Annotated in this window: 24 protein-coding genes and 2 tRNA genes; 21 read left to right on the top strand and 5 right to left on the bottom strand. The window is 44.0% G+C overall.

Features of this window, described 5'->3' with window-relative positions:
* Positions 1–40 precede the first annotated feature (40 nt).
* Positions 41–1,411, top strand: coding sequence for a UDP-N-acetylmuramate:L-alanyl-gamma-D-glutamyl-meso-diaminopimelate ligase (gene mpl / locus B0X70_RS22730; RefSeq protein ID WP_217470456.1), 1,371 nt, complete (start codon positions 41–43; stop codon positions 1,409–1,411).
* A gap of 45 nt (positions 1,412–1,456) precedes the next feature.
* Here mpl and argR read toward each other — a convergent pair whose 3' ends face one another.
* Positions 1,457–1,927 carry a transcriptional regulator ArgR gene (argR, locus tag B0X70_RS22725; protein ID WP_036776550.1) on the bottom strand — a complete coding sequence of 157 codons (471 nt, stop codon included), beginning with the start codon at positions 1,925–1,927 and terminating at the stop codon, positions 1,457–1,459.
* Positions 1,928–2,384: 457 nt separating this feature from the next.
* Here argR and mdh point away from each other — a divergent pair, with 457 nt between their 5' ends.
* Positions 2,385–3,323 (top strand): malate dehydrogenase, encoded by a 939-nt coding sequence (mdh, locus tag B0X70_RS22720; RefSeq protein WP_040151153.1) that lies wholly within the window; start codon positions 2,385–2,387, stop codon positions 3,321–3,323.
* Between the two features lie 101 nt (positions 3,324–3,424).
* Here the strand turns inward: mdh and B0X70_RS22715 are convergent, their stop codons facing one another.
* Positions 3,425–3,691 carry a helix-turn-helix domain-containing protein gene (locus B0X70_RS22715; protein ID WP_011148622.1) on the bottom strand — a complete coding sequence of 89 codons (267 nt, stop codon included), beginning with the start codon at positions 3,689–3,691 and terminating at the stop codon, positions 3,425–3,427.
* Between the two features lie 183 nt (positions 3,692–3,874).
* Between B0X70_RS22715 and B0X70_RS22710 the strand changes: the two genes are divergently transcribed.
* The gene (locus B0X70_RS22710) at positions 3,875–4,222 is read left to right on the top strand and encodes a DNA-binding protein (protein ID WP_036776546.1); all 348 of its coding nucleotides are present in this window, start codon (positions 3,875–3,877) and stop codon (positions 4,220–4,222) included.
* A 76-nt stretch (positions 4,223–4,298) separates the two neighbouring features.
* Positions 4,299–4,679, top strand: a complete 381-nt coding sequence (locus B0X70_RS22705) for a DNA-binding protein (RefSeq protein ID WP_036776545.1) — start codon at positions 4,299–4,301, stop codon at positions 4,677–4,679.
* A 21-nt stretch (positions 4,680–4,700) separates the two neighbouring features.
* Here the strand turns inward: B0X70_RS22705 and ispB are convergent, their stop codons facing one another.
* Positions 4,701–5,672: an octaprenyl diphosphate synthase gene (gene ispB, locus B0X70_RS22700; protein WP_036776542.1), complete on the bottom strand. Its 972-nt coding sequence runs from the start codon at positions 5,670–5,672 to the stop codon at positions 4,701–4,703.
* Positions 5,673–5,923: 251 nt separating this feature from the next.
* Here ispB and rplU point away from each other — a divergent pair, with 251 nt between their 5' ends.
* From rplU to cgtA, 3 genes are all read left to right on the top strand, one after another.
* Positions 5,924–6,232, top strand: a complete 309-nt coding sequence (rplU, locus tag B0X70_RS22695) for a 50S ribosomal protein L21 (RefSeq protein ID WP_011148618.1) — start codon at positions 5,924–5,926, stop codon at positions 6,230–6,232.
* Positions 6,233–6,251: 19 nt separating this feature from the next.
* Entirely contained in the window at positions 6,252–6,509 is a 258-nt protein-coding gene (gene rpmA / locus B0X70_RS22690; RefSeq protein WP_011148617.1) for a 50S ribosomal protein L27, read from the top strand.
* Between the two features lie 127 nt (positions 6,510–6,636).
* Positions 6,637–7,812 carry an Obg family GTPase CgtA gene (cgtA, locus tag B0X70_RS22685; protein WP_217470455.1) on the top strand — a complete coding sequence of 392 codons (1,176 nt, stop codon included), beginning with the start codon at positions 6,637–6,639 and terminating at the stop codon, positions 7,810–7,812.
* 54 nt (positions 7,813–7,866) lie between these two features.
* On the opposite strand, the gene dacB is transcribed toward cgtA, so the two are convergent.
* A complete protein-coding gene (gene dacB / locus B0X70_RS22680) occupies positions 7,867–9,315 on the bottom strand; it encodes a serine-type D-Ala-D-Ala carboxypeptidase (RefSeq protein WP_214039518.1) in 1,449 nt (482 codons plus the stop codon).
* A 260-nt stretch (positions 9,316–9,575) separates the two neighbouring features.
* On the opposite strand from dacB, the gene greA reads away from it, so the two are divergent.
* Positions 9,576–10,052: a transcription elongation factor GreA gene (gene greA, locus B0X70_RS22675; protein WP_036776530.1), complete on the top strand. Its 477-nt coding sequence runs from the start codon at positions 9,576–9,578 to the stop codon at positions 10,050–10,052.
* Positions 10,053–10,185: 133 nt separating this feature from the next.
* On the opposite strand, the gene yhbY is transcribed toward greA, so the two are convergent.
* Entirely contained in the window at positions 10,186–10,479 is a 294-nt protein-coding gene (yhbY, locus tag B0X70_RS22670) for a ribosome assembly RNA-binding protein YhbY (protein WP_036776529.1), read from the bottom strand.
* Between the two features lie 140 nt (positions 10,480–10,619).
* Between yhbY and rlmE the strand changes: the two genes are divergently transcribed.
* From rlmE to rpsO, 13 genes are all read left to right on the top strand, one after another.
* Positions 10,620–11,249: a 23S rRNA (uridine(2552)-2'-O)-methyltransferase RlmE gene (gene rlmE, locus B0X70_RS22665; RefSeq protein WP_046395596.1), complete on the top strand. Its 630-nt coding sequence runs from the start codon at positions 10,620–10,622 to the stop codon at positions 11,247–11,249.
* A 48-nt stretch (positions 11,250–11,297) separates the two neighbouring features.
* A complete protein-coding gene (ftsH, locus tag B0X70_RS22660) occupies positions 11,298–13,259 on the top strand; it encodes an ATP-dependent zinc metalloprotease FtsH (protein ID WP_036810131.1) in 1,962 nt (653 codons plus the stop codon).
* Between the two features lie 85 nt (positions 13,260–13,344).
* A complete protein-coding gene (folP, locus tag B0X70_RS22655; protein WP_036776525.1) occupies positions 13,345–14,190 on the top strand; it encodes a dihydropteroate synthase in 846 nt (281 codons plus the stop codon).
* A complete protein-coding gene (gene glmM, locus B0X70_RS22650) occupies positions 14,187–15,524 on the top strand; it encodes a phosphoglucosamine mutase (protein WP_036776523.1) in 1,338 nt (445 codons plus the stop codon). The genes folP and glmM overlap by 4 nt, the downstream gene beginning before the upstream one ends.
* 176 nt (positions 15,525–15,700) lie before the next feature.
* Entirely contained in the window at positions 15,701–16,039 is a 339-nt protein-coding gene (secG, locus tag B0X70_RS22645; RefSeq protein ID WP_036776521.1) for a preprotein translocase subunit SecG, read from the top strand.
* 56 nt (positions 16,040–16,095) lie between these two features.
* A tRNA-Leu gene (locus B0X70_RS22640) sits at positions 16,096–16,184 on the top strand.
* A 58-nt stretch (positions 16,185–16,242) separates the two neighbouring features.
* Positions 16,243–16,319: transfer RNA gene (locus B0X70_RS22635), tRNA-Met, on the top strand.
* Between the two features lie 211 nt (positions 16,320–16,530).
* Positions 16,531–16,983 carry a ribosome maturation factor RimP gene (gene rimP, locus B0X70_RS22630; RefSeq protein WP_036776519.1) on the top strand — a complete coding sequence of 151 codons (453 nt, stop codon included), beginning with the start codon at positions 16,531–16,533 and terminating at the stop codon, positions 16,981–16,983.
* Between the two features lie 21 nt (positions 16,984–17,004).
* On the top strand, positions 17,005–18,513 hold the full coding sequence (gene nusA, locus B0X70_RS22625; RefSeq protein WP_011148606.1) for a transcription termination factor NusA: 1,509 nt from the start codon (positions 17,005–17,007) through the stop codon (positions 18,511–18,513).
* Between the two features lie 24 nt (positions 18,514–18,537).
* A complete protein-coding gene (gene infB, locus B0X70_RS22620) occupies positions 18,538–21,249 on the top strand; it encodes a translation initiation factor IF-2 (RefSeq protein WP_217470454.1) in 2,712 nt (903 codons plus the stop codon).
* 65 nt (positions 21,250–21,314) lie between these two features.
* Complete coding sequence (rbfA, locus tag B0X70_RS22615; RefSeq protein ID WP_036776512.1) at positions 21,315–21,725, top strand: 30S ribosome-binding factor RbfA; 411 nt, start codon at positions 21,315–21,317, stop codon at positions 21,723–21,725.
* Positions 21,725–22,672, top strand: coding sequence for a tRNA pseudouridine(55) synthase TruB (truB, locus tag B0X70_RS22610; RefSeq protein WP_217470453.1), 948 nt, complete (start codon positions 21,725–21,727; stop codon positions 22,670–22,672). The genes rbfA and truB overlap by 1 nt, the downstream gene beginning before the upstream one ends.
* Positions 22,673–22,794: 122 nt before the next feature.
* Positions 22,795–23,064, top strand: coding sequence for a 30S ribosomal protein S15 (gene rpsO / locus B0X70_RS22605; RefSeq protein ID WP_217470452.1), 270 nt, complete (start codon positions 22,795–22,797; stop codon positions 23,062–23,064).
* The last annotated feature ends 46 nt before the right edge of the window (positions 23,065–23,110 follow it).

Raw genomic sequence — 23,110 nt, 5'->3', positions numbered from 1 at the left:
TAGAATAGTGGCTAACTTCATGCTATGGAATAGGAAATCAATGCGTATTCATATTCTTGGTATCTGCGGCACTTTTATGGGTGGACTGGCGATTTTGGCACGTTCTCTTGGCCATGAAGTGACTGGTTCTGATGCCAATGTTTATCCACCAATGAGTACCTTACTGGAAAAACATGGGATTAATCTGATTCAGGGATATGACCCGGCACAGTTGGATTCTGCGCCAGATATGGTCATCATCGGTAATATTATGAGCCGTGGGAATCCTTGTGTAGAAGCGGTGCTGGAGCGTGGGCTCCCTTATACTTCTGGCCCACAATGGCTGCATGATTATGTTTTGCCTGAACGTTGGGTGCTGGCGGTTGCAGGGACGCATGGCAAGACAACGACTGCGGGTATGTTAGCCTGGATTTTGGAAGCTTGTGGTTATAAACCAGGTTTCTTAATTGGTGGTGTTCCGGGGAATTTTGAAACATCAGCTCAACTCGGGGAAAGCCCGTTTTTTGTAATAGAAGCTGATGAATATGACAGTGCCTTTTTTGATAAACGATCTAAGTTTGTGCATTACAGCCCACGTACGCTGATCATGAACAATCTGGAATTCGATCATGGCGATATTTTTGGCGATCTGGCGGCTATTCAGAGACAGTTCCACCATCTTGTTAGGATCGTTCCGGGTAGTGGCAAGATCCTTATCCCGGATAACGATATTAACCTGAAACAGGTTTTGTCTATGGGCTGTTGGAGTGAATTGGAGCTAGTGGGTGAAACCGGTAACTGGCAGGCAAAAAAGATCAGCACAGACAGCCGTAATTATCAGGTGTTTTATGATGGTAAAGTTGTTGGAGAAGTGAACTGGTCGTTGGTGGGTGAACATAATATGCGTAACGGGCTGATTGCAATTGCCGCTGCACATCATGTTGGCGTCCAGCCAGCAGATGCTTGTTGTGCTTTAAGTGAATTTATTAACGCACGTCGTCGCCTTGAGCTGCGTGGTGAGGAGAATGGCATCACTGTTTATGATGATTTTGCACATCACCCGACAGCAATACTGGCAACTTTAGAAGCTCTGCGTAGTAAGGTTGGTGGAACTGCGCGTATTATTACTGTGTTGGAACCGCGTTCAAATACCATGAGAATGGGTATCAGTAAGAATGAGATCGCGCCAGCACTAGGACGTGCTGACGCAGTGTTCTTATTTCAGCCAGCTAATATTAAATGGCATGTATCAGAAATTGCAGATCGCTGTGTTCAGCCTGCTTACTGGAGTGCCGATATCGATTCACTGGTAAATATGATTGTTGATAAGGCACAACAGGGTGATCATATTCTGGTTATGAGTAATGGTGGGTTTGGTGGTATTCATGAAAAATTGCTATTTGCACTGAATAAAAAAGCTTGTCGATCCTGAAAATAACCAAGGGAAAATGAATCGCGCCATTGTTGGCGCGTTCATTTAAAGTTCTTGTTCGAATAACCCAAGAATTGCTTCACGTAACTGCTCTGCCGTAAAACCTCTAGCTGGTGTGGTAAAAATGGTGTCATCGCCAGCGATACTGCCAAGTATACCTTCTGCTTTACCAAGAGAATCTAGCAGACGTGCAATAAGCTGTGCAGCACCGGGACTTGTGCGAATGACAACAATTGAATGGTTGTGATCAACGTCCAATACCAAGTTTTTTAGTGGGCTGGTGGCTGTTGGGACGCCAAGTTCAGCAGGCAGACAGTAGACCATCTCCATTTTGGCATTCCGGGTGCGAACAGCGCCAAATTTAGTGAGCATTCTGGAAACTTTGGATTGATTAATGTTCTCAAAACCTTCTTCCAGTAAAGCGGTGACAATTTCACCTTGAGAGCTAAATTTTTCTTCTTTCAATAACGCCTTGAAAGCTTTTACTAAATCTTCCTGTTTAGAGGGAGTACGCATATTTCACCATATTCAGTCAGCTATGAAGCTTGATATTATGCATATAAATGCATTTTTATGCAATAATAATGATTTTATAGCCAGTTTGAACCGAGCAAAATTGGCCTTATGTTATATAGAAATTCATAAAACATGAATATGAAAATTTGCTTTTTTTAGTTGGTTATTCAGGTAAATATATTGTTAATCAAATGATATTGTTTGGCGTTGTTGTTGGGTGTAAGGTATTTAGCCGATTATTTCGTAAAATCATAGGGAAATTCTCAAAATAGTGTCCGTTATCTCATTAACAGATAAGCATTTTGCCTAGAATACGGCGACTTTTGCGTCCCACTATTAGAGCGTAAGTCCACAATTTGGCTGTTAATAGATTGTTTTCAAAAACGTAGTAATCTATGGTTCTTAACCAGATGAATTCACAGCATTTTAAAGTATAAACGATTTAAGGAGTATCAGGATGAAAGTTGCAGTTCTCGGTGCAGCCGGTGGTATTGGTCAGGCTCTTGCTCTTCTACTAAAAACCCAGCTTCCTTCAGGTTCAGAACTCTCTTTATATGATATCGCTCCAGTAACACCTGGGGTGGCTGTTGATCTGAGCCACATTCCAACGGAAGTAAAAATTAAAGGCTTTGCCGGTGAAGATGCCACTCCTGCGTTAGAGGGAGCAGATGTTGTATTGATTTCTGCGGGTGTTGCCCGTAAACCTGGCATGGATCGTTCAGATCTGTTTAATGTTAACGCGGGTATCGTTCGTAACCTGGTAGAACAAGTGGCTAAAACTTGTCCGAAAGCACTGATTGGGATTATTACTAACCCAGTCAACACAACTGTAGCTATTGCAGCCGAAGTGCTGAAAAAAGCGGGTGTATATGACAAAAACCGGCTGTTTGGCATCACAACTCTAGATGTTATTCGTTCTAATACTTTTGTTGCTGAATTGAAAGATAAAAAACCACAGGAAATCGAAGTGCCCGTCATCGGTGGTCATTCTGGTGTGACAATCTTACCTCTGTTGTCGCAGATCCCAGGTGTGAGCTTTACTGATGAAGAGTTGGTTGCCTTAACTAAACGTATTCAGAATGCCGGCACTGAAGTAGTTGAAGCTAAAGCGGGTGGAGGATCTGCAACTCTGTCTATGGGGCAAGCTGCGGCTCGTTTGGGGCTCTCTTTGGTCCGCGGCTTACAAGGCGAAAGTGATGTTGTAGAGTGTGCTTATGTTGAAGGTGATGGCGAATATGCTCGCTTCTTCGCTCAGCCGGTTCGTTTGGGTAAAAATGGCGTAGAAGAGCGTTTGGACATTGGTCAGTTGAGTGATTTTGAGCAGAAAGCGCTGGAAGGCATGCTAGATGTATTGAGAAAAGATATAGAATTAGGCGAAAAATTTATTAATAACTAATTTATATATTTTATAAGTAAAAAATATATATCTATGAAATAATAAAACCGCTGGTATAGCGAATTACCGGCGGTTTTTATTCAACGAATATAATTCGTTAGCTAATTATTTGTTTGTTCGCGTACTTTCCTTTCTAATAATTCTCCAGTATTTGGATCAAAATAGCGACTTGGCCAAATTTCTGAAGGGTGTATTTCCAGATAATTCGCAATTATCCATTCTCCCTTTGGCCACGGCCGAGACAGCGCATTGGCTAGGGTCGACGAGCTAAGCCCCGCTCTGCGTGATACTTCAGCTAAGGTTGTTCCCCGCTTGCGTAAAGCTGCAATTATATCGGCAGGATGCCAATCAGATTTCCTTGAAATCATTTTTAATCCTTTTTTTATTAAATTTGATGCCATTAGTGGTATAAATAACAGGTACGCATGAGAGTAATAACGAACTTAAACCTGTTATTGAGAAATAAAATAGCATTATTTTTCTAAAAATATTTCCAAATTTTTTCTTAAAAACTTCTTTTTTGAACTTGGTTACAAAAATAGAGAAACGTGATGAAAAAAGAGTGGTATTCGGCCAAGGAGTTAATCGGCGTGGGTGAGTTACCTGGATCACCACAAGGAGTTAATGCCAGAGCAAAACGCGAGGAGTGGTTACGTCAGAAAAGACGAGGTAAACAGGGTAAAGCGGTAGAGTATCACTACTCCTGTTTCCCGGAAACGACCATTGCAGCACTGGAGCTTCATGAATCATCTTCTGAGTATCAGGTGCAGAAGCAAGATCCTTTATCGATTTGGGTTGGTGCTTTCCATCAGTTATCAGAATCTGAGAAACAGGCTGTGACAGCCATGATCTTACGGGATGGTATCAGAAGTTTTTTAGAAAAACTTTCTGTTATTTGACCTATTTTTGGAAATTAAAAATGCCAACTAACTTGGATTCTTCTTCATTATCCCGGTGCAAAGTGAGAAGAAAAGTATGAAAAAAGAATGGTACTCAGCTAAAGAGCTGGTTGGTATTGCCGGACTTCCTTCTTCGCCTCAGGGAATAAATCTGATGGCAAGGCGGGAAGGATGGGAATATAGACGTAAACGGGGTGTTCAGGGCAAGGCTCTTGAATATCATATAAATAGCTTGCCTGAGGATGTACTTAATGTGCTATCTGTAGGGGAAAGCACTGTTGATTATGCAAACAAACGGCAAGACCCATTCTTAATTTGGATTGAGGCTTACTATCAACTAACTAAAGTTGAGCGGGAAAAAATTGTGAAATTTATCCTTCGAGAGGGGCTGGCAAAACTTATTGGTTATATTGATGTGGGTGCTGAAGACGCAGAGAAAAACCTGGAGTCAGATTAACCCCAGGTTTTGTTCTATCGATTAAGAAAGGCGTTGTACGGCAATATGGGCTAACCCCACGAGTGCTTGCTTGTATGGGGAGTTTTCCAGCGCCTGCAAAGCAGCTATTGCTTTATCTGCTTCTTCCTCTGCTCGTTTACGGGTATATTCCAGTGAGCCGCACTGTTTCATGGTTACCAGTACGGTTTCGAGTAAATGGCGGCCATTACCTTTTTCAATTGCTTCACGAATGAGTGCTGATTGTTCTGGAGTACCATGATTCATGGCGTGTAGTAAAGGTAATGTTGGTTTACCTTCATTAAGGTCATCACCGGTGTTTTTGCCTAATGTATCGCTATCGGCATCATAATCTAGTAAGTCGTCTATTAACTGGAATGCAGTGCCTAAATAACGTCCGTAATTTTGTAAAGCGGTTTCTTGCTCTGGGGTGGCGTTAGAAAGAATTGCAGAAGCATGTGCGGCGACTTCAAATAATCGGGCTGTTTTACTGTAAATCACCCGCATATAATCATCTTCAGAAATATTTGGATCATTGCAGTTCATCAACTGTAAAACTTCACCTTCAGCGATAACATTGGTTGCTTCTGACATCAATTTAAGAACTCGCATAGAGTTAAGAGCGGTCATCATTTGGAAAGAGCGAGTGTATATAAAGTCACCAACCAGTACGCTTGCTGCATTACCAAACATGGCATTGGCGGTCGCTTTGCCACGTCGCATGTCTGATTCATCCACAACATCATCATGTAACAAAGTTGCTGTGTGGATAAATTCAATTAATGCGGCAACAGTAATATGCTTATCACCCTGATAACCCAATGCTTTGCTAGCCAGGATGGCAATGATTGGGCGGAGGCGTTTTCCACCGCCACTGATTATGTAGTAGCCCAACTGATTGATAAGAGTAACGTCAGAATTCAACTGACTAAGAATGGTTTCATTTACCGCTGCCATATCATCAGCGGTTAGCTTGATAATAGATTCTAAATTCATATTTTTTCGGCTATGGGTTTTAATGCAGGGCTGTGTTCATATTAACATTAAAATAGTTATTGCTGTGTCTTGATTGTACTCGAAAAACAGTCTAAATAAATGACAATTCAGCAACTATGTTTTTTTATCATCTGCTCTAATTCTGCACTTGTCTTCTTAGGCTTTTTTGCGTAGAATTCGCGCCCTATTATGAATATTTATAGTGCGCTCTGGAATGATATTTGAGGGGGCGTGCGGAAAGCGGAGTTTATATGTACGCGGTTTTCCAAAGTGGTGGTAAACAACACCGAGTCAGCGAAGGTCAAACTATTCGCCTGGAAAAGCTGGACATCGCAACGGGTGAAACTGTTGAGTTTGACCAGGTTCTGATGGTCGCTAATGGTGATGACATTAAAATCGGCGCTCCTGTCGTTGAAGGCGTTAAAATCAAAGCTGAAGTCGTTGCCCACGGTCGTGGCGAGAAAATTAAAATCGTTAAATTTCGTCGTCGTAAACACAGCCGTAAGCAGCAAGGCCACCGTCAGTGGTTCACCGATGTTAAAATCACTGGCATCGCTTAAGATTTAGGAGAGCAGATTAATGGCACACAAAAAGGCTGGCGGCTCAACTCGTAATGGCCGCGATTCTGAAAGTAAACGTCTGGGTGTAAAACGTTTTGGTGGCGAGTCTGTATTAGCAGGCAGCATCATTGTTCGTCAACGTGGCACTAAATTCCACGCTGGCAATAACGTTGGTTGTGGTCGCGATCACACCCTGTTCGCATTAGCTGATGGGAAAGTTAAATTCGAAGTTAAAGGCCCGAAAAACCGCAAATTTATCAGCATCGAAGCTGAATAAGTTTTTCGAGTTATAAACCGAATCAGAAGCCCTGCATGTGTTGCGGGGCTTTTTATATTCTAAAGTACGCCATCTCTGGGTAACACGGCCGTCCAGCACTGTAATGGCTATCATACGGAGAAAAAATATGAAATTTGTAGATGAAGCCAGAATACTGGTTGTTGCGGGGGATGGTGGCAATGGTTGTGTCAGCTTCCGTCGTGAAAAATATATTCCGAAAGGTGGGCCAGACGGTGGGGATGGTGGAGATGGTGGAGATGTCTATCTGCTAGCAGATGAAAATCTCAATACACTGATTGACTATCGTTTTGAAAAATCCTTTCGAGCGGAGCGTGGACAAAATGGTCAAAGCCGTGATTGTACTGGCAAGCGTGGTCAGGATATCACGATTAAAGTCCCTGTTGGGACGCGTGTCCGTGATGCGGTAACCGGTGAGGTTCTTGGCGATATGATTCGTCATGAACAGCGTTTAATGGTTGCGAAAGGTGGATTCCACGGGCTTGGCAATACCCGCTTTAAATCTTCTGTTAACCGGGCTCCTCGTCAAAAAACAATGGGAACTTCAGGTGAAACCCGCGAATTGATGTTGGAACTGATGCTGTTGGCAGATGTTGGTATGCTGGGGATGCCAAATGCGGGAAAATCCACGTTTATCCGAGCTGTTTCTGCTGCTAAACCAAAAGTTGCAGATTATCCATTTACTACTCTGGTACCAAGCTTGGGTGTAGTAAGGATGGATAACGAACAAAGTTTCGTTGTGGCTGATATTCCAGGACTCATTGAAGGTGCTTCCGATGGCGCTGGTTTGGGTATTCGTTTCTTGAAACATTTGGAACGTTGCCGGGTACTGCTGCATGTAATTGATATTTGTCCTATTGATGAATCAGATCCTGTTGAAAATGCTCGAATTATTGTCAACGAGCTACAGCAATACAGTGAAAAATTGGCAGAAAAACCACGTTGGTTGGTATTTAATAAAGTTGATCTGTTGGATTCAGAAGAAGCTAAACAGCGAGCCCAAGCTATTGCTGATGAATTGGGGTGGGAAGGCGACTTTTATATGATCTCAGCGATAAATCACCTAGGGGTTAAAGCGCTTTGCTGGGATATTATGGAGTTTATGAAAACTCAGCCTCGTAATATGAGTACAGCAAACGGTGAATCTCAGCCTGAGAAAGTTGAATTTATGTGGGATGACTATCATAAGAAGCAATTGGAACAGGTTTCGGAAGTAGACGATGACTGGGATGACGATTGGGATGAAGATGACGACGAAGGCGTTGAGGTTATTTATAAACGCTGATTCTTTTACTTTCTCATCATAATTAAGGGCGCCATATTTGTGGCGCCAATTTTATCAGTTGCTTTGGTATAAATCTTTATACAGTCTGCTTTCGAATCGAATCAAAGGAGCCCGACGGTTGCGATGTTCTTTTGGCGGTACGGCGTAAGCAGAAATAAATTGCACGAAAGCAACTTGTTGACCGCTAGCAGTGGTTATAAAGCCAGCCAAGTTATAAACTCCTTGCAGGGCACCGGTTTTAGCCGAAACTTTTCCGTTTACCCCTGCTTCATCCAGTCCTCCCCGGTATCTTAATGTGCCGTCATGACCCGCCAATGGCAGCATGGAAATAAAATCTAATTCTTGATCATGTTGAGCAATAAACTGTAATACTTCCATCATGGTTGCTGGAGTAATCAGATTATGGCGGGATAATCCTGAGCCATCTACCATCACCGTATTTCCTAGGTCGATGTCTGCTTTTTGTTTTAATACTTGCCGTACCGCATCAGAGCCTGAACGCCAGGTTCCTGGTATATCAAAGTGTTCTCGGCCTATTGTCCTAAATACGGTATCAGCAATCATATTGTCAGATTTTTTTAGCATGACTTTCAGCAGATCATGTAATGGTGCCGATTGATTTTTAGCCAAAACTTTTCCCGGTTCAGTTGGTAAACTTTGGCGTTTGAGATTACCTGTGATTTCAATTCCTGCAACTTGCAATTCATTTTTGAGAATTGCCCCTGCATAGCTGGCGCCATTTTGAATCGCGAAAGCCAGTGGCAACGGTTCACTGCGTTGAGTCAGGCATCCGGTAAGAGTAAAACGGTTCAGTTCTCCGGGAACGACGTCCAGTTCGCAGTATTGGCTTTCAGAAGAGCCTTTTGCCAATGTCTTAACTTCACTGAACATATTTACGGGATAAAAAGATGCTATGCGGATAAATGCGGTATCACCGGGGCGTTCAGCACTATATAGCGAAACTGAAAAACAGTTTCGATCTACAATTGCGGCAGCAGGGGGAGCACTGAAACATTGGGTCATGTCATTCCATACCCAACCGGGAGCTTTATCATGGCTGGCAAAAGCGGAAACATCTATCAGAAGGTTGCCGTCAATTTTTTCCACGCCAGATTGTTTCAAAACGGTGACCATATTGCGAAGTTGTTGACGGGTCAGTGTTGGATCTCCGACAAAACGAGCGATCAAATTCCCTCTCAGGACGCCGTTTGAAATTTTTCCGTGGCTTTCCAGCGTGGTGATAAAGCGATAATCTTTACCCAGTTGTAACAATGCTGCAAGAGCTGTGACAACTTTCAGCGTACTCGCTGGTAGAGCCATTTGCTGCCCGTGATAATCAATTAACGGGGTATTGGCACCAACTTTTTGAGCGATTAACGCCAGATTAGTACCATCAGGCAGATATTGCGTATATTCCTCAACGGGTGTGGCGTTTGCGTTGGGTGTAATTAAGTACAGAGTGGTAACGCAAACTAATCTGCTGGCAATTTTAAAGAAGGACATAAATTTCGCATATGGATGTAGACGTACCACAATACTAAGGCGCAAAGTGGGGAAAAGTAAACGATGACCCATCACCAAGTCTACGTTAGAATGATATATTAATATGTAAAATATGATTGTGAACTCCGGGTAGCCCTGTGGTTTGCACTATTGTTTATTGTCTGTAAGCCCGCCCGACAAGGTGTGCTCATTGTGCTGTTATCTGAAAACATCAGGATGATGCTTGTTTTTTGCTCAGGAAAGATTTAGAGGATTAATAAATGAAACAGATTCCAATGACGGTACGTGGCGCGGATAAGTTGCGCGAAGAGTTAGATTATCTAAAGAACGTACGCCGTCCAAAAATTATTTCAGACATTGCTGAAGCACGTGAACATGGTGATCTGAAAGAAAACGCTGAATATCACGCTGCTCGTGAACAACAAGGTTTCTGCGAAGGCCGTATTCAGGAAATCGAAGCTAAGCTTTCTAATGCACAGGTGATTGATGTCACGAAAATGCCCAAGACTGGACGTGTTATTTTTGGGACTACAGTTACGGTTTTGAATGTTAATACTGATGAAGAGCAGACTTACCGGATTGTGGGTGACGATGAAGCAGATATTAAAGAAAATTTAATCTCAGTGAATTCACCAATTGCCCGAGGTTTGATAGGTAAAGAAGTTGATGACGTTGTTATTATCAAAACACCGGGTGGTGAAGTTGAATATGAAATCCTGAAAGTTGAATATATTTAACTTCTGGATTGGCCTGTTGCTATTGATTTACGTTAGGTAAAGTTGCACAAGGATCGTGGTGAAAGTAAAAAAGGCCGGATATGGCCTTTTTTATCATAGTATATGCACGGAATTTTATATAAATGAGGTTTGATTATTTAGGTAAAATAATTTTGCGTTCTTCCGATTGGCGGTAAAGAACTAGGATTTTACCGATAATTTGCACATTATATGCACCGGTCTCGCGGACAATTGCATCGGCGATCAAATTTTTGGTTTCACGATCTTCGCCTGCGATTTTGACTTTGATAAGCTCATGGTGTGACAGTGTTTGCTCAATTTCGGCCAACACACCCTCGGTCAGGCCGTTATTACCAATCATGACGACAGGTTTTAGCGGGTGAGCGAGACTTCTCAGGTGTTGTACTTGTTTTTTGTTAAGGGTCATTGTTTTTTTGCTTAGTTAGGATTGAAAACGGGACATTCTACCGCCATCTCATCTCTATCACCATAAATAGTGTGTTGTGGTTTTGGTGTATGGAGCAATAGATATCTGGCTCTTTATTCGTAGTATAGTTGGAAAGGACAATGGCCAATAAAAAACGTTCGGCAAGCTCTAGTCGCTGGTTACAAGAACACTTTAGTGATAAATATGTTCTGCAAGCACAGAAAAAAGGGCTTCGTTCTCGCGCTTGGTTTAAACTTGATGAAATTCAACAAAGTGACAAAGTTTTTAAGCCTGGCATGACCGTTGTCGATTTAGGCGCAGCTCCTGGTGGATGGTCTCAGTACGCAGTGAGTCAAATTAATGATAATGGGCGAGTGATTGCCTGTGATCTTTTGCCGATGGATCCCATTGTTGGCGTCGATTTCCTTCAGGGTGATTTTCGTGATGAACTTGTATTGAAAACATTGCTTGAGCGAGTTGGTGATAACAAAGTCCAGGTCGTCATGTCGGATATGGCGCCCAATATGAGCGGAACACCTGCGGTCGATATTCCTCGATCCATGTATCTGGTTGAATTGGCGTTAGATATGTGTCGTGATGTGCTGGCCCCCGGGGGGAGTTTTATTGTCAAAGTGTTTCAGGGAGAAGGCTTTGATGAATACCTGAGGGAAATTCGCTCCCTATTTACGAACGTGAAAATTCGTAAGCCGGACGCTTCGCGGGCACGATCGCGTGAAGTATACATTGTAGCGACAGGGCGGAAACTATAGTACCCTGAATGCTATTTGTTAACACAGTTGTAATATGAGGTTAATCCCTTGAGTGACATGGCGAAAAACCTGATTCTCTGGTTAGTTATCGCAGTTGTGCTGATGTCGTTATTCCAGAGTTTTGGTCCCAGCGATTCCAATAGTCGTAGGGTGGATTATTCTACCTTCATCAATGAATTAGCCCAGGATCAGGTGCGCGAAGTTCGTATCACAGGTCGTGAAATTAATGTTAGTAGGAAAGATAACAGCAGATACACCACTTACCTACCAGTACAGGATGAAAAACTGTTAGATACGTTACTGAATAAAAACGTAAAAGTGGTTGGTGAACCTCCAGAGGAGCCAAGTCTGCTAACTTCTATTTTCATTTCCTGGTTCCCGATGTTATTGCTTATTGGGGTCTGGATTTTCTTCATGCGTCAGATGCAGGGCGGCGGCGGTAAAGGGGCAATGTCTTTCGGTAAAAGCAAGGCCCGTATGCTGACAGAAGATCAGATTAAAACCACTTTTGCTGATGTTGCTGGTTGTGACGAAGCGAAAGAAGAAGTTGGTGAACTGGTGGAATATCTGCGAGAGCCAGGCCGCTTCCAGAAGTTGGGTGGAAAAATCCCGAAAGGTATTCTAATGGTCGGGCCTCCGGGTACGGGTAAGACTTTGCTGGCAAAAGCGATTGCGGGTGAAGCGAAGGTGCCATTCTTTACTATCTCCGGTTCTGACTTCGTTGAAATGTTTGTTGGTGTTGGTGCATCCCGTGTTCGTGATATGTTCGAGCAGGCGAAGAAAGCAGCACCTTGTATCATCTTTATTGATGAGATTGATGCGGTAGGCCGTCAGCGTGGTGCTGGTTTGGGTGGCGGTCACGATGAACGTGAGCAGACTCTGAACCAGATGCTGGTTGAGATGGATGGTTTTGAAGGCAACGAAGGTATTATCGTTATTGCCGCGACTAACCGCCCCGACGTACTTGATCCTGCCTTGTTGCGTCCTGGCCGTTTTGACCGTCAGGTTGTTGTTGGTTTGCCAGACGTACGTGGTCGCGAGCAGATTCTGAAAGTTCATATGCGCCGGGTTCCTCTGGATACTGATGTTGATGCTTCTGTCATTGCTCGCGGTACTCCGGGATTCTCTGGCGCTGATTTGGCTAACCTGGTGAACGAAGCTGCTTTGTTTGCGGCTCGTGGTAACAGGCGCGTAGTTTCTATGGTTGAATTCGAAAAAGCGAAAGACAAAATCATGATGGGCGCAGAACGCCGCTCTATGGTGATGACGGAAGAGCAAAAAGAATCAACTGCTTATCATGAAGCAGGCCATGCCATTATTGGCCGCTTGGTTCCTGAGCATGATCCTGTTCATAAAGTTACCATTATTCCACGTGGTCGCGCCTTGGGTGTGACTTTTTTCCTACCGGAAGGCGATCAGATCAGCGCTAGTCGTCAGAAGTTGGAAAGCCAGATTTCAACCTTATATGGCGGTCGTCTGGCGGAAGAGATTATTTACGGTCCAGACAGCGTTTCTACTGGCGCATCTAACGATATCAAAGTGGCGACATCAATTGCCCGTAACATGGTAACGCAGTGGGGTTTCTCAGAAAAACTCGGCCCATTACTCTATGCAGAGGAAGAAGGAGAAGTGTTCCTTGGCCGTTCAGTTGCTAAAGCTAAGCACATGTCTGATGAAACGGCTCGTCTTATCGATCAGGAAGTAAAGGCAATTATCGATCATAACTATCAACGTGCTCGTCAGATTCTGATGGACAACCTTGATATTCTACATTCGATGAAAGATGCATTGATGAAGTACGAAACTATTGATGCCCCCCAGATTGATGACTTAATGAATCGTACGAATGTGCGTCCACCAGCTGGATGGGAAAGCGATAATGGCAGCAATAATAACAGTCGCCCAACAGGTAATACACCTCCTCCGCAGGCTACAAAACCAACTGGTGATATCAATACATTGGCGCAAGGTGGTGAACAAGTAGGGCAGTCAGGAAATAAAGATCAGTAATTGTTCCATTGTTTCGTAGTCTGATTGATATATTTATGAAACCCCAGGTAAGTCCTGGGGTTTTGACATTGAAGGTAGCCCAAACATGAAACTCAGAGCCAGAGATAATGTTCTCAACCTTTCTCGCCCACAAATAATGGGTATTTTGAATGTGACTCCAGATTCATTTTCTGATGGTGGTGTTCATAATACTCTGGATATGGCTTTACGACATGCTGAAAAGATGATTAATGAAGGAGCTGCGATCATTGATATCGGTGGGGAGTCTACCCGTCCGGGAGCTGATGAAGTCAGTGAACAGGAAGAAGTAGAGCGTGTTGTTCCGGTTGTTGAGGCTTTAGCTCAACGATTTAATATTTGGATTTCTGTTGATACCTCGAAAGCATTGGTGATGAGTGAGTCAGCAAAGGCTGGCGCCCATTTGATTAATGATATTCGTGCATTGCAAGAGCCTGGTGCTTTGGAAAGCGCGGCTAAATCTGGTTTACCCGTTTGCTTGATGCATATGAAGGGCCAGCCACGGACAATGCAGGATGCGCCACATTATGAAAATTTGTTAAGTGAAGTGAAACAATTTTTTACTGAGCAAATTGAACGTTGTGTGATGGCAGGGATAGCAAAAGATAAACTTGTTCTTGATCCAGGCTTCGGTTTTGGTAAGAACTTGACGCATAATTATCAGTTACTGGCACATTTAAACCAATTTCATCAATTTGGTTTACCTGTGCTAGCAGGAATGTCACGTAAATCTATGATAGGTCAGTTGCTTCATGTACCGCCACAAGAAAGGGTTGTCGGTAGTGTAGCTTGCGCTGTTATCGCTGCTATGCAAGGAGCGCAAATTATCCGGGTGCATGATGTCAAAGAAACCGTGCAGGCAATGCAAATTGTCGAAGCAACACTTTCAGCAAAGGAAGAAAAGAAATTATGAGTAACCGCAAATACTTTGGTACTGATGGTATCCGTGGCAAAGTGGGCAATAGCCCAATTACGCCAGATTTTGTGTTAAAGCTTGGTTGGGCTGCGGGTAAGGTACTGGCTCGTCACGGTTCTCGTAAGATCATTATCGGTAAAGATACCCGTATTTCTGGCTATATGCTGGAATCTTCTTTAGAAGCAGGTTTAGCTGCGGCTGGTTTATCGGCTTTGTTTACTGGTCCCATGCCAACACCTGCTGTTGCTTATTTGACTCGTACCTTCCGTGCTGAAGCTGGAATTGTTATCTCTGCCTCTCATAATCCTTATTATGATAATGGTATTAAATTCTTCTCTATTGACGGTACGAAACTGCCGGATGATGTGGAAGAGGCAATTGAGGTTGAAATGGAAAAGCCGCTGACTTGCGTGGAGTCCGCAGAGTTGGGACGTGCAAATCGTATTGTGGATGCTGCGGGTCGTTATATTGAATTCTGCAAAGGTACATTTCCAAGTGAGCAAAGTCTTAATGGCTTGAAAATTGTACTTGATTGCGCTAACGGTGCGACTTACCACATTGCCCCAAATGTACTCAGAGAACTGGGGGCTGATGTTGTGACGATTGGCTGTGAGCCAAACGGTATCAATATTAATGAAAAATGTGGTGCTACTGATGTTTGTTTATTGCAGCAACGTGTTGTAGAAGAGAAGGCTGATGTTGGTCTGGCATTTGATGGTGATGGTGACCGCATTATTATGGTTGATCATTTGGGACAGAAAGTTGATGGCGACCAGATCCTTTATATCATTGCTCGTGAAGCATTGAGACAAGGGCAACTGCGTGGTGGTGTTGTTGGTACACTGATGAGTAATATGGGATTGGAGTTGGCATTGAAGCAGCTTGGCATCCCGTTCCTGCGTGCTAAAGTGGGTGACCGTTATGTGCTGGAAAAATTGCAGCAAGAAGGATGGCGTTTAGGCGCTGAAAATTCTGGTCATGTTATCTTGTTGGATAAAACAACTACGGGTGACGGCATTGTTGCTGGCCTTCAGGTTCTGAGTGCTATGGTACGTAACCATATGAGTTTGCACGATCTGTGTAGTGGTATGAAACTTTTGCCACAGGTGCTGGTAAATGTTCGTTTCTCCGGTTCACACGATCCACTTAAATCGGAAAATGTAATTAATATTACTAAATCTGTTGAAGCTGAATTAAATGGTCGTGGACGGGTATTGTTACGTAAATCTGGTACTGAGCCATTGATTCGTGTCATGGTAGAGGGTGAAGATAATGTACAAGTCACGGCCTTGGCTCATCGTATTGCTGATGCGGTGAAACACGCGGATTAATTTGTTGTTTTTTTCCTCAAGTGATTCTGATTATTGAAATTAACCTTGCGTATCAGATGTGGTTTGGTTAGTATTCAGACCCACTCGGTCAGGCGATTAGCCTGTTTGAGTGGGTGATGCAGTATAAGGTAGCCACATAGATTGTGGTAAACCCCACGAGGACATAGGTACGACATATGTATGACGCTCTTTTAGTTGTTTTCTTGCTGGTTGCTATCGGGCTAGTTGGCTTGGTTATGCTACAGCAAGGTAAAGGTGCTGATATGGGTGCTTCCTTTGGGGCGGGTGCCTCTGCGACGCTGTTTGGTTCATCGGGTTCTGGTAACTTTATGACCCGTATGACTGCGATTTTCGCTACTCTGTTTTTCATTATTAGTTTAGTACTTGGTAATCTGGCCAGTAATCAGACCGGTACGAGCAGTAAGTGGGAAAACATTGGCGAGCCTGCTAAAGTCGAGAAATCAACGGAGATTCCGGCGGCGCCAGCAGCACCAAATAGTGACATTCCGCAGTAATCATCACAAGAAAGAATTAAAATGGGGCTGTTTAATCAGCGATGGCCTCATGTAGTGCCGAGGTGGTGAAATTGGTAGACACGCTACCTTGAGGTGGTAGTGCCCACACTAGGGCTTACGGGTTCAAGTCCCGTCCTCGGTACCATTATTCGGATAGCTTGCGTTTTCGCAGTTATCGGCGTAATATTTGCCACGTTTTCGAACGCGGGATGGAGCAGCATGGTAGCTCGTCGGGCTCATAACCCGAAGGTCGTCGGTTCAAATCCGGCTCCCGCAACCACTTCTTAAATTAAGATGCACCTTTTTGAACGAAATAATTCAGCAATATTTGAAATATTGATTCTGATTTAAAAGGGCATGAAGTGAGTGGTTGAAGCCACTGGCAGCAAATAGGGTCCAGTTGCATAAAGCCCCGAATTTCGGGGTTTTTTGTTATTTGACAACAGAACTACTGGGCTAATTAGCCCTTTTTTTATGTCTTGGGGGTGGGCTTGTCCACATTAGAGCAAAAATTAACAGCGATGATTTCAGCACCAGTTGAAGCTTTAGGCTTTGAGTTAGTCGGCTTAGAGTTTATTCGTGCACGTGTTTCTACACTGCGGATTTATATTGATAGTGAGAATGGCATCACTGTTGATGATTGTGCTGATGTTAGCCACCAGGTCAGTGCGGTATTGGATGTCGAAGATCCTATCTCAGTGCTTTATAACCTGGAAATTTCTTCACCTGGCTTAGAGCGTCCATTGTTCACGGTTGAACATTACCAGCGTTTTATTGGTGAGGAAGTCAGTCTGGTCTTACGTATAGCAATGCAAAACCGTCGGAAATGGCTGGGCATTATCAAAACTGTCGACGGCGAAATGATCACGGTTACGGTGGATGGAAAAGATGAAGTGTTCGCACTGAGCAACATCCAGAAAGCGAACCTGGTACCCCACTTTTAAAGTTCGGATGAGGCAACTAGGATGAATAAAGAAATTCTGGCTGTTGTGGAAGCGGTTTCCAACGAAAAATCCCTTCCACGCGAAAAGATCTTCGAGGCGCTGGAAACAGCATTGGCCACAGCCACCAAGAAAAAATATGAACAAGATATTGATGTTCGTGTCAGCATTGACCGTAAATCTGGCGATTTTGACACCTTCCGTCGTTGGTTAGTTGTTGAAGAAGTGACTCAGCCGACTCGTGAAATTACGTTGGAAGCGGCTAGGTTTGAAGAGCCTGAAATTGATTTGGGTAGCTATACCGAAGATCAAATTGAATCAGTGACTTTTGATCGTATTACAACGCAGACCGCTAAACAGGTTATTGTACAAAAAGTACGTGAGGCTGAACGCGCTATGGTTGTTGACCAGTTCCGCGAACAGCAAGGTGAGATCATCACCAGTGTGGTTAAGAAAGTCAATCGTGAGAATATCACCCTTGATTTGGGCAATAATGCTGAAGCAGTTATTCTTCGCGAAGATATGTTACCAAGGGAAAATTTCCGCCCAGGTGACCGTGTGCGTGGCGTACTGTATGATGTTCGCCCTGAAGCACGAGGTGCGCAACTGTTTGTCAGCCGTTCCCGTCCGGAAATGCTGGTTGAACTGTTCCGTATTGAAGTTCCGGAAATTGGCGAGGAGCTAATTGAAATTAAAGCTGCTGCCCGTGATCCGGGATCTCGCGCCAAGATTGCAGTAAAAACGAATGACAAGCGTATTGATCCTGTTGGTGCTTGCGTTGGAATGCGTGGTGCGCGAGTACAGGCTGTTTCCAGCGAACTGGGCGGCGAACGAATCGATATCGTACTGTGGGATGATAATCCTGCTCAGTTTGTCATTAATGCTATGGCTCCGGCTGATGTTGCATCCATTGTTGTTGACGAAGATAAGTGCACGATGGATGTTGCCGTTGAAAGCAACAACTTAGCGCAGGCTATCGGCCGTAATGGTCAAAATGTGCGCCTCGCTGCGCAATTGTTGAAAAAGCACCGTGGTGATGACAAATGGGAATTAAATGTCATGACTGCTGAAGAGCTACAAGCAAAACATCAGGCAGAAGCTCATGCTTCTATTGATACATTCACTAAGCATCTCGATATTGATGAAGAATTCGCTACTGTTCTAGTCGAAGAAGGGTTCTCAACTCTGGAAGAATTGGCTTATGTACCAATTAAGGAACTCCTGGAAATTGAGGGCCTTGATGAAGAAACTATCGAAGTCCTGCGTGAACGTGCGAAAGCTGCTTTAACTACTCTGGAACTGGCTCAGAAAGAGAGTCTCAGTGATAAACAACCAACCGAAGAGTTGTTAAATCTGACTGGTATGAACCGTACTCTGGCATTTGACCTGGCTGCCCGTGGCATCTGTACGCTGGAAGATCTTGCCGAGCAGGGTATCGACGACCTATCTGATATTGAAGGTTTGAATGATGAGAAGACAGGCGAGCTCATCATGGCTGCCAGAAATATCTGTTGGTTTGGCGATGATGCGTAATAAACCGTAGCAGGAAGGAACAGCATGACAGATGTAACCGTAAAATCACTGGCAGAAGAGATCCAGACTTCGGTTGATCGCTTAGTACAGCAATTTGCTGATGCAGGGATTAAAAAAACCGAAACTGATTTTGTCTCCCAGAAAGAAAAAGAAGCTTTACTGGCACATTTGAACCGCGAACAAGGCGGTTCGGCTGGTAAACCCGATAAATTAACATTGCAGCGTAAGACACGTAGTACGCTGAATGTTTCAGGCACCGATGGTAAAAGCAAACCGGTAGCCGTTGAGGTCCGCAAAAAGCGTACATATGTGAACCGTGATGCAATTGAACAGGCTAAAGCGGAAGAACAGGCGAAGCGTGAAGCGGAAGAGCAAGCACGGCGCGAAGCAGAAGAAAAAGCGCAACGCGAAGCCGAAGCAGCAGCGAAGAAACTCGCTGAAGAGCAGGCTAAACGTGAGGCAGAAGAAAAAGCCAAACGTGAAGCAGCTGAAAAAGCTAAGCGTCAGGCAGCGGAAAATGAAAAAGTGACCAATCAACATACCGAACATAAACAAAAACCAGTCCAGAGTGAAAAAGCACGTCGTGAAGCAGAAGCTGCTGATCTTAAGCGCAAAGCAGAAGAAGAGATGCGTCGTAAGGTAGAGGAAGAAGCTAGACGCGTTGCTGAGGAAGCTCGCCGTATGGCTGAAGAGAATCAGGATAAATGGTCAAGTGATTCAGATTCTATTGATAACGACGATTATCATGTCACTACCTCCCGTCATGCCCGCGCGGCAGAAGACGAAAACGATGCTAAAGTTGAAGGTGATCGCCGTGCTCGTGGTCGTAGCGGTAAGGCTACTCGCCAGAAGAAAAATAATAAGCATTCTGAATCTAAAGCAGATCGTGAAGAAGCCCGCGCAGTTGGTCGTACAAAAGGCAAGCAACGTAAAACCAGCACATTGCAACAAAGTTTTAATAAGCCTGTAGCGGCTGTTAACCGTGATGTTGTGATCGGTGAAACCATTACTGTTGCTGAGTTGGCTAATAAAATGGCTGTTAAAGGTTCTCAGGTCATCAAAGCCATGATGAAAATGGGCGCAATGGCAACCATCAACCAAGTGATCGATCAGGAAACAGCGCAGCTAGTTGCTGAAGAGATGGGCCATAAGGTTATCCTGCGTCGTGAGAATGAGTTGGAAGAAGCGCTGATGAGCGACCGCGATACAGGTGAAGCGGTTGCTGAACCTCGTGCGCCGGTTGTGACGATCATGGGTCACGTTGACCACGGTAAAACTTCTTTGCTGGATTACATTCGTTCTACAAAAGTCGCTTCTGGTGAGGCAGGTGGTATTACCCAGCATATCGGTGCTTACCATGTTGAAACTGAAAGTGGCATGATTACTTTCTTGGATACCCCAGGGCATGCTGCATTTACTTCAATGCGTGCACGTGGTGCAAAAGCTACCGACATCGTGGTCTTGGTTGTTGCTGCTGATGATGGTGTGATGCCTCAGACTATCGAAGCTATTCAGCATGCAAAAGCAGCGAATGTGCCTGTGGTTGTTGCTGTTAACAAGATCGACAAACCAGAAGCTGATCCAGATCGTGTGAAGAATGAGCTTTCTCAGCACGGTGTTCAGCCTGAAGAATGGGGTGGTGAAACTCAGTTTATTAATGTATCTGCTAAAGCTGGTATTGGTATTGATGAACTGCTGGATGCAATCTTACTTCAAGCGGAAGTTCTTGAACTAAAATCAGTCCATTCTGGTATGGCAAGCGGAGTTGTGATTGAATCATTCTTGGACAAAGGCCGTGGTCCGGTCGCAACAGTACTAGTTCAAGAAGGTACTTTGAATAAAGGTGATATCGTACTTTGTGGCTTTGAATATGGACGAGTTCGTGCAATGCGTGACGAACTAGGTCGTGAAGTGTTCTCCGCGGGCCCATCTATTCCAGTGGAAATCCTTGGCCTGTCCAACGTACCTGCGGCTGGTGATGAAGCAACTGTTGTACGTGACGAGAAGAAAGCTCGTGAGGTTGCTCTGTATCGTCAGGGTAAATTCCGTGAGGTCAAACTGGCTCGCCAGCAGAAATCTAAACTGGAAAACATGTTCGCTAACATGGAAGAAGGTGAAGTTTCTGAATTGAATATCGTTCTGAAATCTGACGTTCAGGGATCATGTGAAGCGATCCGCGAGGCATTGGAACAATTGTCTACCAATGAAGTGAAAGTGAAAATCATCGGCTCTGGCGTAGGTGGTATTACTGAGACTGATGCAACACTGGCTGCTGCTTCTAATGCAATTATTCTGGGCTTCAATGTTCGTGCCGATGCTTCCGCACGCCGAGTTGTTGAAAATGAAAACTTGGATCTGCGTTATTACTCTGTTATTTATAGCCTGATTGATGAAGTTAAACAGGCAATGAGTGGTATGCTGGCACCTGAATATAAACAGCAGATCATGGGGCTAGCAGAAGTTCGTGATGTGTTTAAGTCACCGAAATTTGGTGCGATTGCAGGTTGTATGGTGACCGAAGGTACGATTAAACGCAATAATCCAATTCGTGTGTTGCGTGATAACGTAGTGATTTACGAAGGTGAACTGGAATCCCTTCGCCGCTTTAAAGATGACGTTAACGAAGTCCGTAATGGTATGGAATGTGGTATCGGTGTTAAGAACTACAACGATGTTCGTGTTGGTGACATGATCGAAGTATTTGAAGTTATTGAAGTTAAACGATCTATCGCTTAATTCCTACCACTGGTTAATTTCATTATTGGGGGGCTTTTGCCCCCCAAATGTCAGGAGATATAACAATGGCAAGAGAATTCAGTCGTACTCAGCGTGTTGCACAGGAAATGCAAAAAGAGATTGCCATCATTTTACAGCGAGAAGTGAAAGATCCCCGAATCGGTATGGCGACTGTTTCTGGTGTTGAAGTTTCCCGTGATTTGGCTTATGCCAAAGTATTCGTCACCTTTCTGAATGTGTTGACTGAAGAACATGATTCCGAAGTGGTAAAGAATGGTATTAAGGCATTGAATGAAGCTTCTGGTTTTATTCGTTCTCTGCTGGGTAAAGCAATGCGTTTGCGTGTCGTACCAGAACTGACTTTTTCCTACGATAATTCCTTGGTAGAAGGGATGAGAATGTCTAATTTGGTTACTAATGTTGTGAAGAATGACGAACAGCGCCGGGCTTCTGCGGATCACAAAGAGGAGAAGTAATGGGGCGTCGTCGTCGCGGTCGTGATATACATGGTGTGTTGTTACTGGATAAGCCGCAGGATATTTCTTCTAATGATGCGTTACAAAAAGTAAAACGTATTTTCAACGCCAGCAAAGCGGGTCACACTGGCGCGTTGGATCCACTGGCAACGGGTATGTTACCGGTTTGCCTTGGTGAAGCCACGAAGTTTTCCCAGTTCTTACTTGATTCTGACAAACGTTATCGAGTGATAGCTCGTCTTGGTCAGCGAACTGACACATCTGATTCACATGGGCAAATCATCAGTGAAAGGGCAATCCTGCTAAATCAGGCTCAACTTGATGCAGCTTTGGATAAATTCCGTGGGGATACCATGCAAATTCCTTCCATGTATTCCGCACTGAAACATCAGGGAAAACCGTTGTATGAGTATGCTCGTCAGGGTATTGAAGTAGAACGCGAAGCACGACCAATTACAGTCTATGAATTACAGTTTATCCGTTGGGAAGATGATGAACTGGAATTGGAAATACACTGTTCGAAAGGAACTTATATTCGCACTATTATTGATGACTTAGGTGAATTATTAGGCTGTGGTGCTCATGTTATTTATTTAAGACGTTTACAGGTAGCGAATTATCCAAATGATCGCATGGTAACACTTGAGCAATTATATGAATTGCAAAAGCAGGCTAAAGATCAGGAAATACCTGTGGGTGAATTAATTGATTCATTACTATTACCAATGGATAGTGCAATTGCTCATTTCCCAGAGGTTAATTTGATTCCAGTAGTTGCGGCTTATTTTAAACAAGGTCAGGCGGTACGCAGTGCCAAATCGCCGACTTTGGTTGAAAGTATGGTACGTATAACTGAAGGTGATGAACGGAAATTCATTGGCATTGCTGTTATCAATGACGATGGGCTTGTTGCTCCCCGCCGTTTAGTTGTTGAAAGCCGGGATTAGGGTATTTGGGGCTATCTTGCGCTTAACTTATTTGCAGCGTAGAATGGCGCAGTTATATGTTGGGTAGCTGAATTAGAGATCGGCACCTGTAATTTTAGTTTATATGTTTTTGGAGTTGTAATATGTCTCTAAGTACTGAAGCAAAAGCACAAATTATTGCTGAATTTGGTCGTGATACGAATGACAGTGGTTCTAGTGAAGTACAGGTTGCTTTGTTAACTGCACAAATTAACCACTTGCAAGGCCACTTTTCAGAGCACAAAAAAGATCACCACAGCCGTCGTGGTCTGCTGCGCATGGTTTCTCAGCGTCGTAAACTGTTGGACTATCTGAAGCGTAAAAATGTAACAAGTTACACTGCGCTGATTGGGCGTCTTGGCCTGCGTCGCTAATCAAGCAAGTTTCAGTGGAAAGGGGCCATATATGGCCCCTTTTCTT

It is taken from the genome of Photorhabdus akhurstii, assembly GCF_019090985.1.
GTDB lineage: Bacteria > Pseudomonadota > Gammaproteobacteria > Enterobacterales > Enterobacteriaceae > Photorhabdus > Photorhabdus akhurstii.
Note: the sequence above shows the minus strand (reverse complement) of the source record. Positions and strands in the feature narration are given on the sequence as shown.

What these genes read in the sequence shown, in the direction of transcription:
- cgtA (WP_217470455.1), top strand. Translation starts at nt 6,637, where the DNA reads ATGAAATTTGTAGATGAAGCCAGAATACTGGTTGTTGCGGGGGATGGT.
- glmM (WP_036776523.1), top strand. Translation starts at nt 14,187, where the DNA reads ATGAGTAACCGCAAATACTTTGGTACTGATGGTATCCGTGGCAAAGTG.
- truB (WP_217470453.1), top strand. Translation starts at nt 21,725, where the DNA reads ATGGGGCGTCGTCGTCGCGGTCGTGATATACATGGTGTGTTGTTACTG.
- rplU (WP_011148618.1), top strand. Translation starts at nt 5,924, where the DNA reads ATGTACGCGGTTTTCCAAAGTGGTGGTAAACAACACCGAGTCAGCGAA.
- secG (WP_036776521.1), top strand. Translation starts at nt 15,701, where the DNA reads ATGTATGACGCTCTTTTAGTTGTTTTCTTGCTGGTTGCTATCGGGCTA.
- rpsO (WP_217470452.1), top strand. Translation starts at nt 22,795, where the DNA reads ATGTCTCTAAGTACTGAAGCAAAAGCACAAATTATTGCTGAATTTGGT.
- folP (WP_036776525.1), top strand. Translation starts at nt 13,345, where the DNA reads ATGAAACTCAGAGCCAGAGATAATGTTCTCAACCTTTCTCGCCCACAA.
- greA (WP_036776530.1), top strand. Translation starts at nt 9,576, where the DNA reads ATGAAACAGATTCCAATGACGGTACGTGGCGCGGATAAGTTGCGCGAA.
- rlmE (WP_046395596.1), top strand. Translation starts at nt 10,620, where the DNA reads ATGGCCAATAAAAAACGTTCGGCAAGCTCTAGTCGCTGGTTACAAGAA.
- rpmA (WP_011148617.1), top strand. Translation starts at nt 6,252, where the DNA reads ATGGCACACAAAAAGGCTGGCGGCTCAACTCGTAATGGCCGCGATTCT.
- mdh (WP_040151153.1), top strand. Translation starts at nt 2,385, where the DNA reads ATGAAAGTTGCAGTTCTCGGTGCAGCCGGTGGTATTGGTCAGGCTCTT.
- B0X70_RS22715 (WP_011148622.1), bottom strand. Translation starts at nt 3,691, where the DNA reads ATGATTTCAAGGAAATCTGATTGGCATCCTGCCGATATAATTGCAGCT.
- rbfA (WP_036776512.1), top strand. Translation starts at nt 21,315, where the DNA reads ATGGCAAGAGAATTCAGTCGTACTCAGCGTGTTGCACAGGAAATGCAA.
- B0X70_RS22705 (WP_036776545.1), top strand. Translation starts at nt 4,299, where the DNA reads ATGAAAAAAGAATGGTACTCAGCTAAAGAGCTGGTTGGTATTGCCGGA.
- mpl (WP_217470456.1), top strand. Translation starts at nt 41, where the DNA reads ATGCGTATTCATATTCTTGGTATCTGCGGCACTTTTATGGGTGGACTG.
- infB (WP_217470454.1), top strand. Translation starts at nt 18,538, where the DNA reads ATGACAGATGTAACCGTAAAATCACTGGCAGAAGAGATCCAGACTTCG.
- argR (WP_036776550.1), bottom strand. Translation starts at nt 1,927, where the DNA reads ATGCGTACTCCCTCTAAACAGGAAGATTTAGTAAAAGCTTTCAAGGCG.
- yhbY (WP_036776529.1), bottom strand. Translation starts at nt 10,479, where the DNA reads ATGACCCTTAACAAAAAACAAGTACAACACCTGAGAAGTCTCGCTCAC.
- nusA (WP_011148606.1), top strand. Translation starts at nt 17,005, where the DNA reads ATGAATAAAGAAATTCTGGCTGTTGTGGAAGCGGTTTCCAACGAAAAA.
- ispB (WP_036776542.1), bottom strand. Translation starts at nt 5,672, where the DNA reads ATGAATTTAGAATCTATTATCAAGCTAACCGCTGATGATATGGCAGCG.
- B0X70_RS22710 (WP_036776546.1), top strand. Translation starts at nt 3,875, where the DNA reads ATGAAAAAAGAGTGGTATTCGGCCAAGGAGTTAATCGGCGTGGGTGAG.
- dacB (WP_214039518.1), bottom strand. Translation starts at nt 9,315, where the DNA reads ATGTCCTTCTTTAAAATTGCCAGCAGATTAGTTTGCGTTACCACTCTG.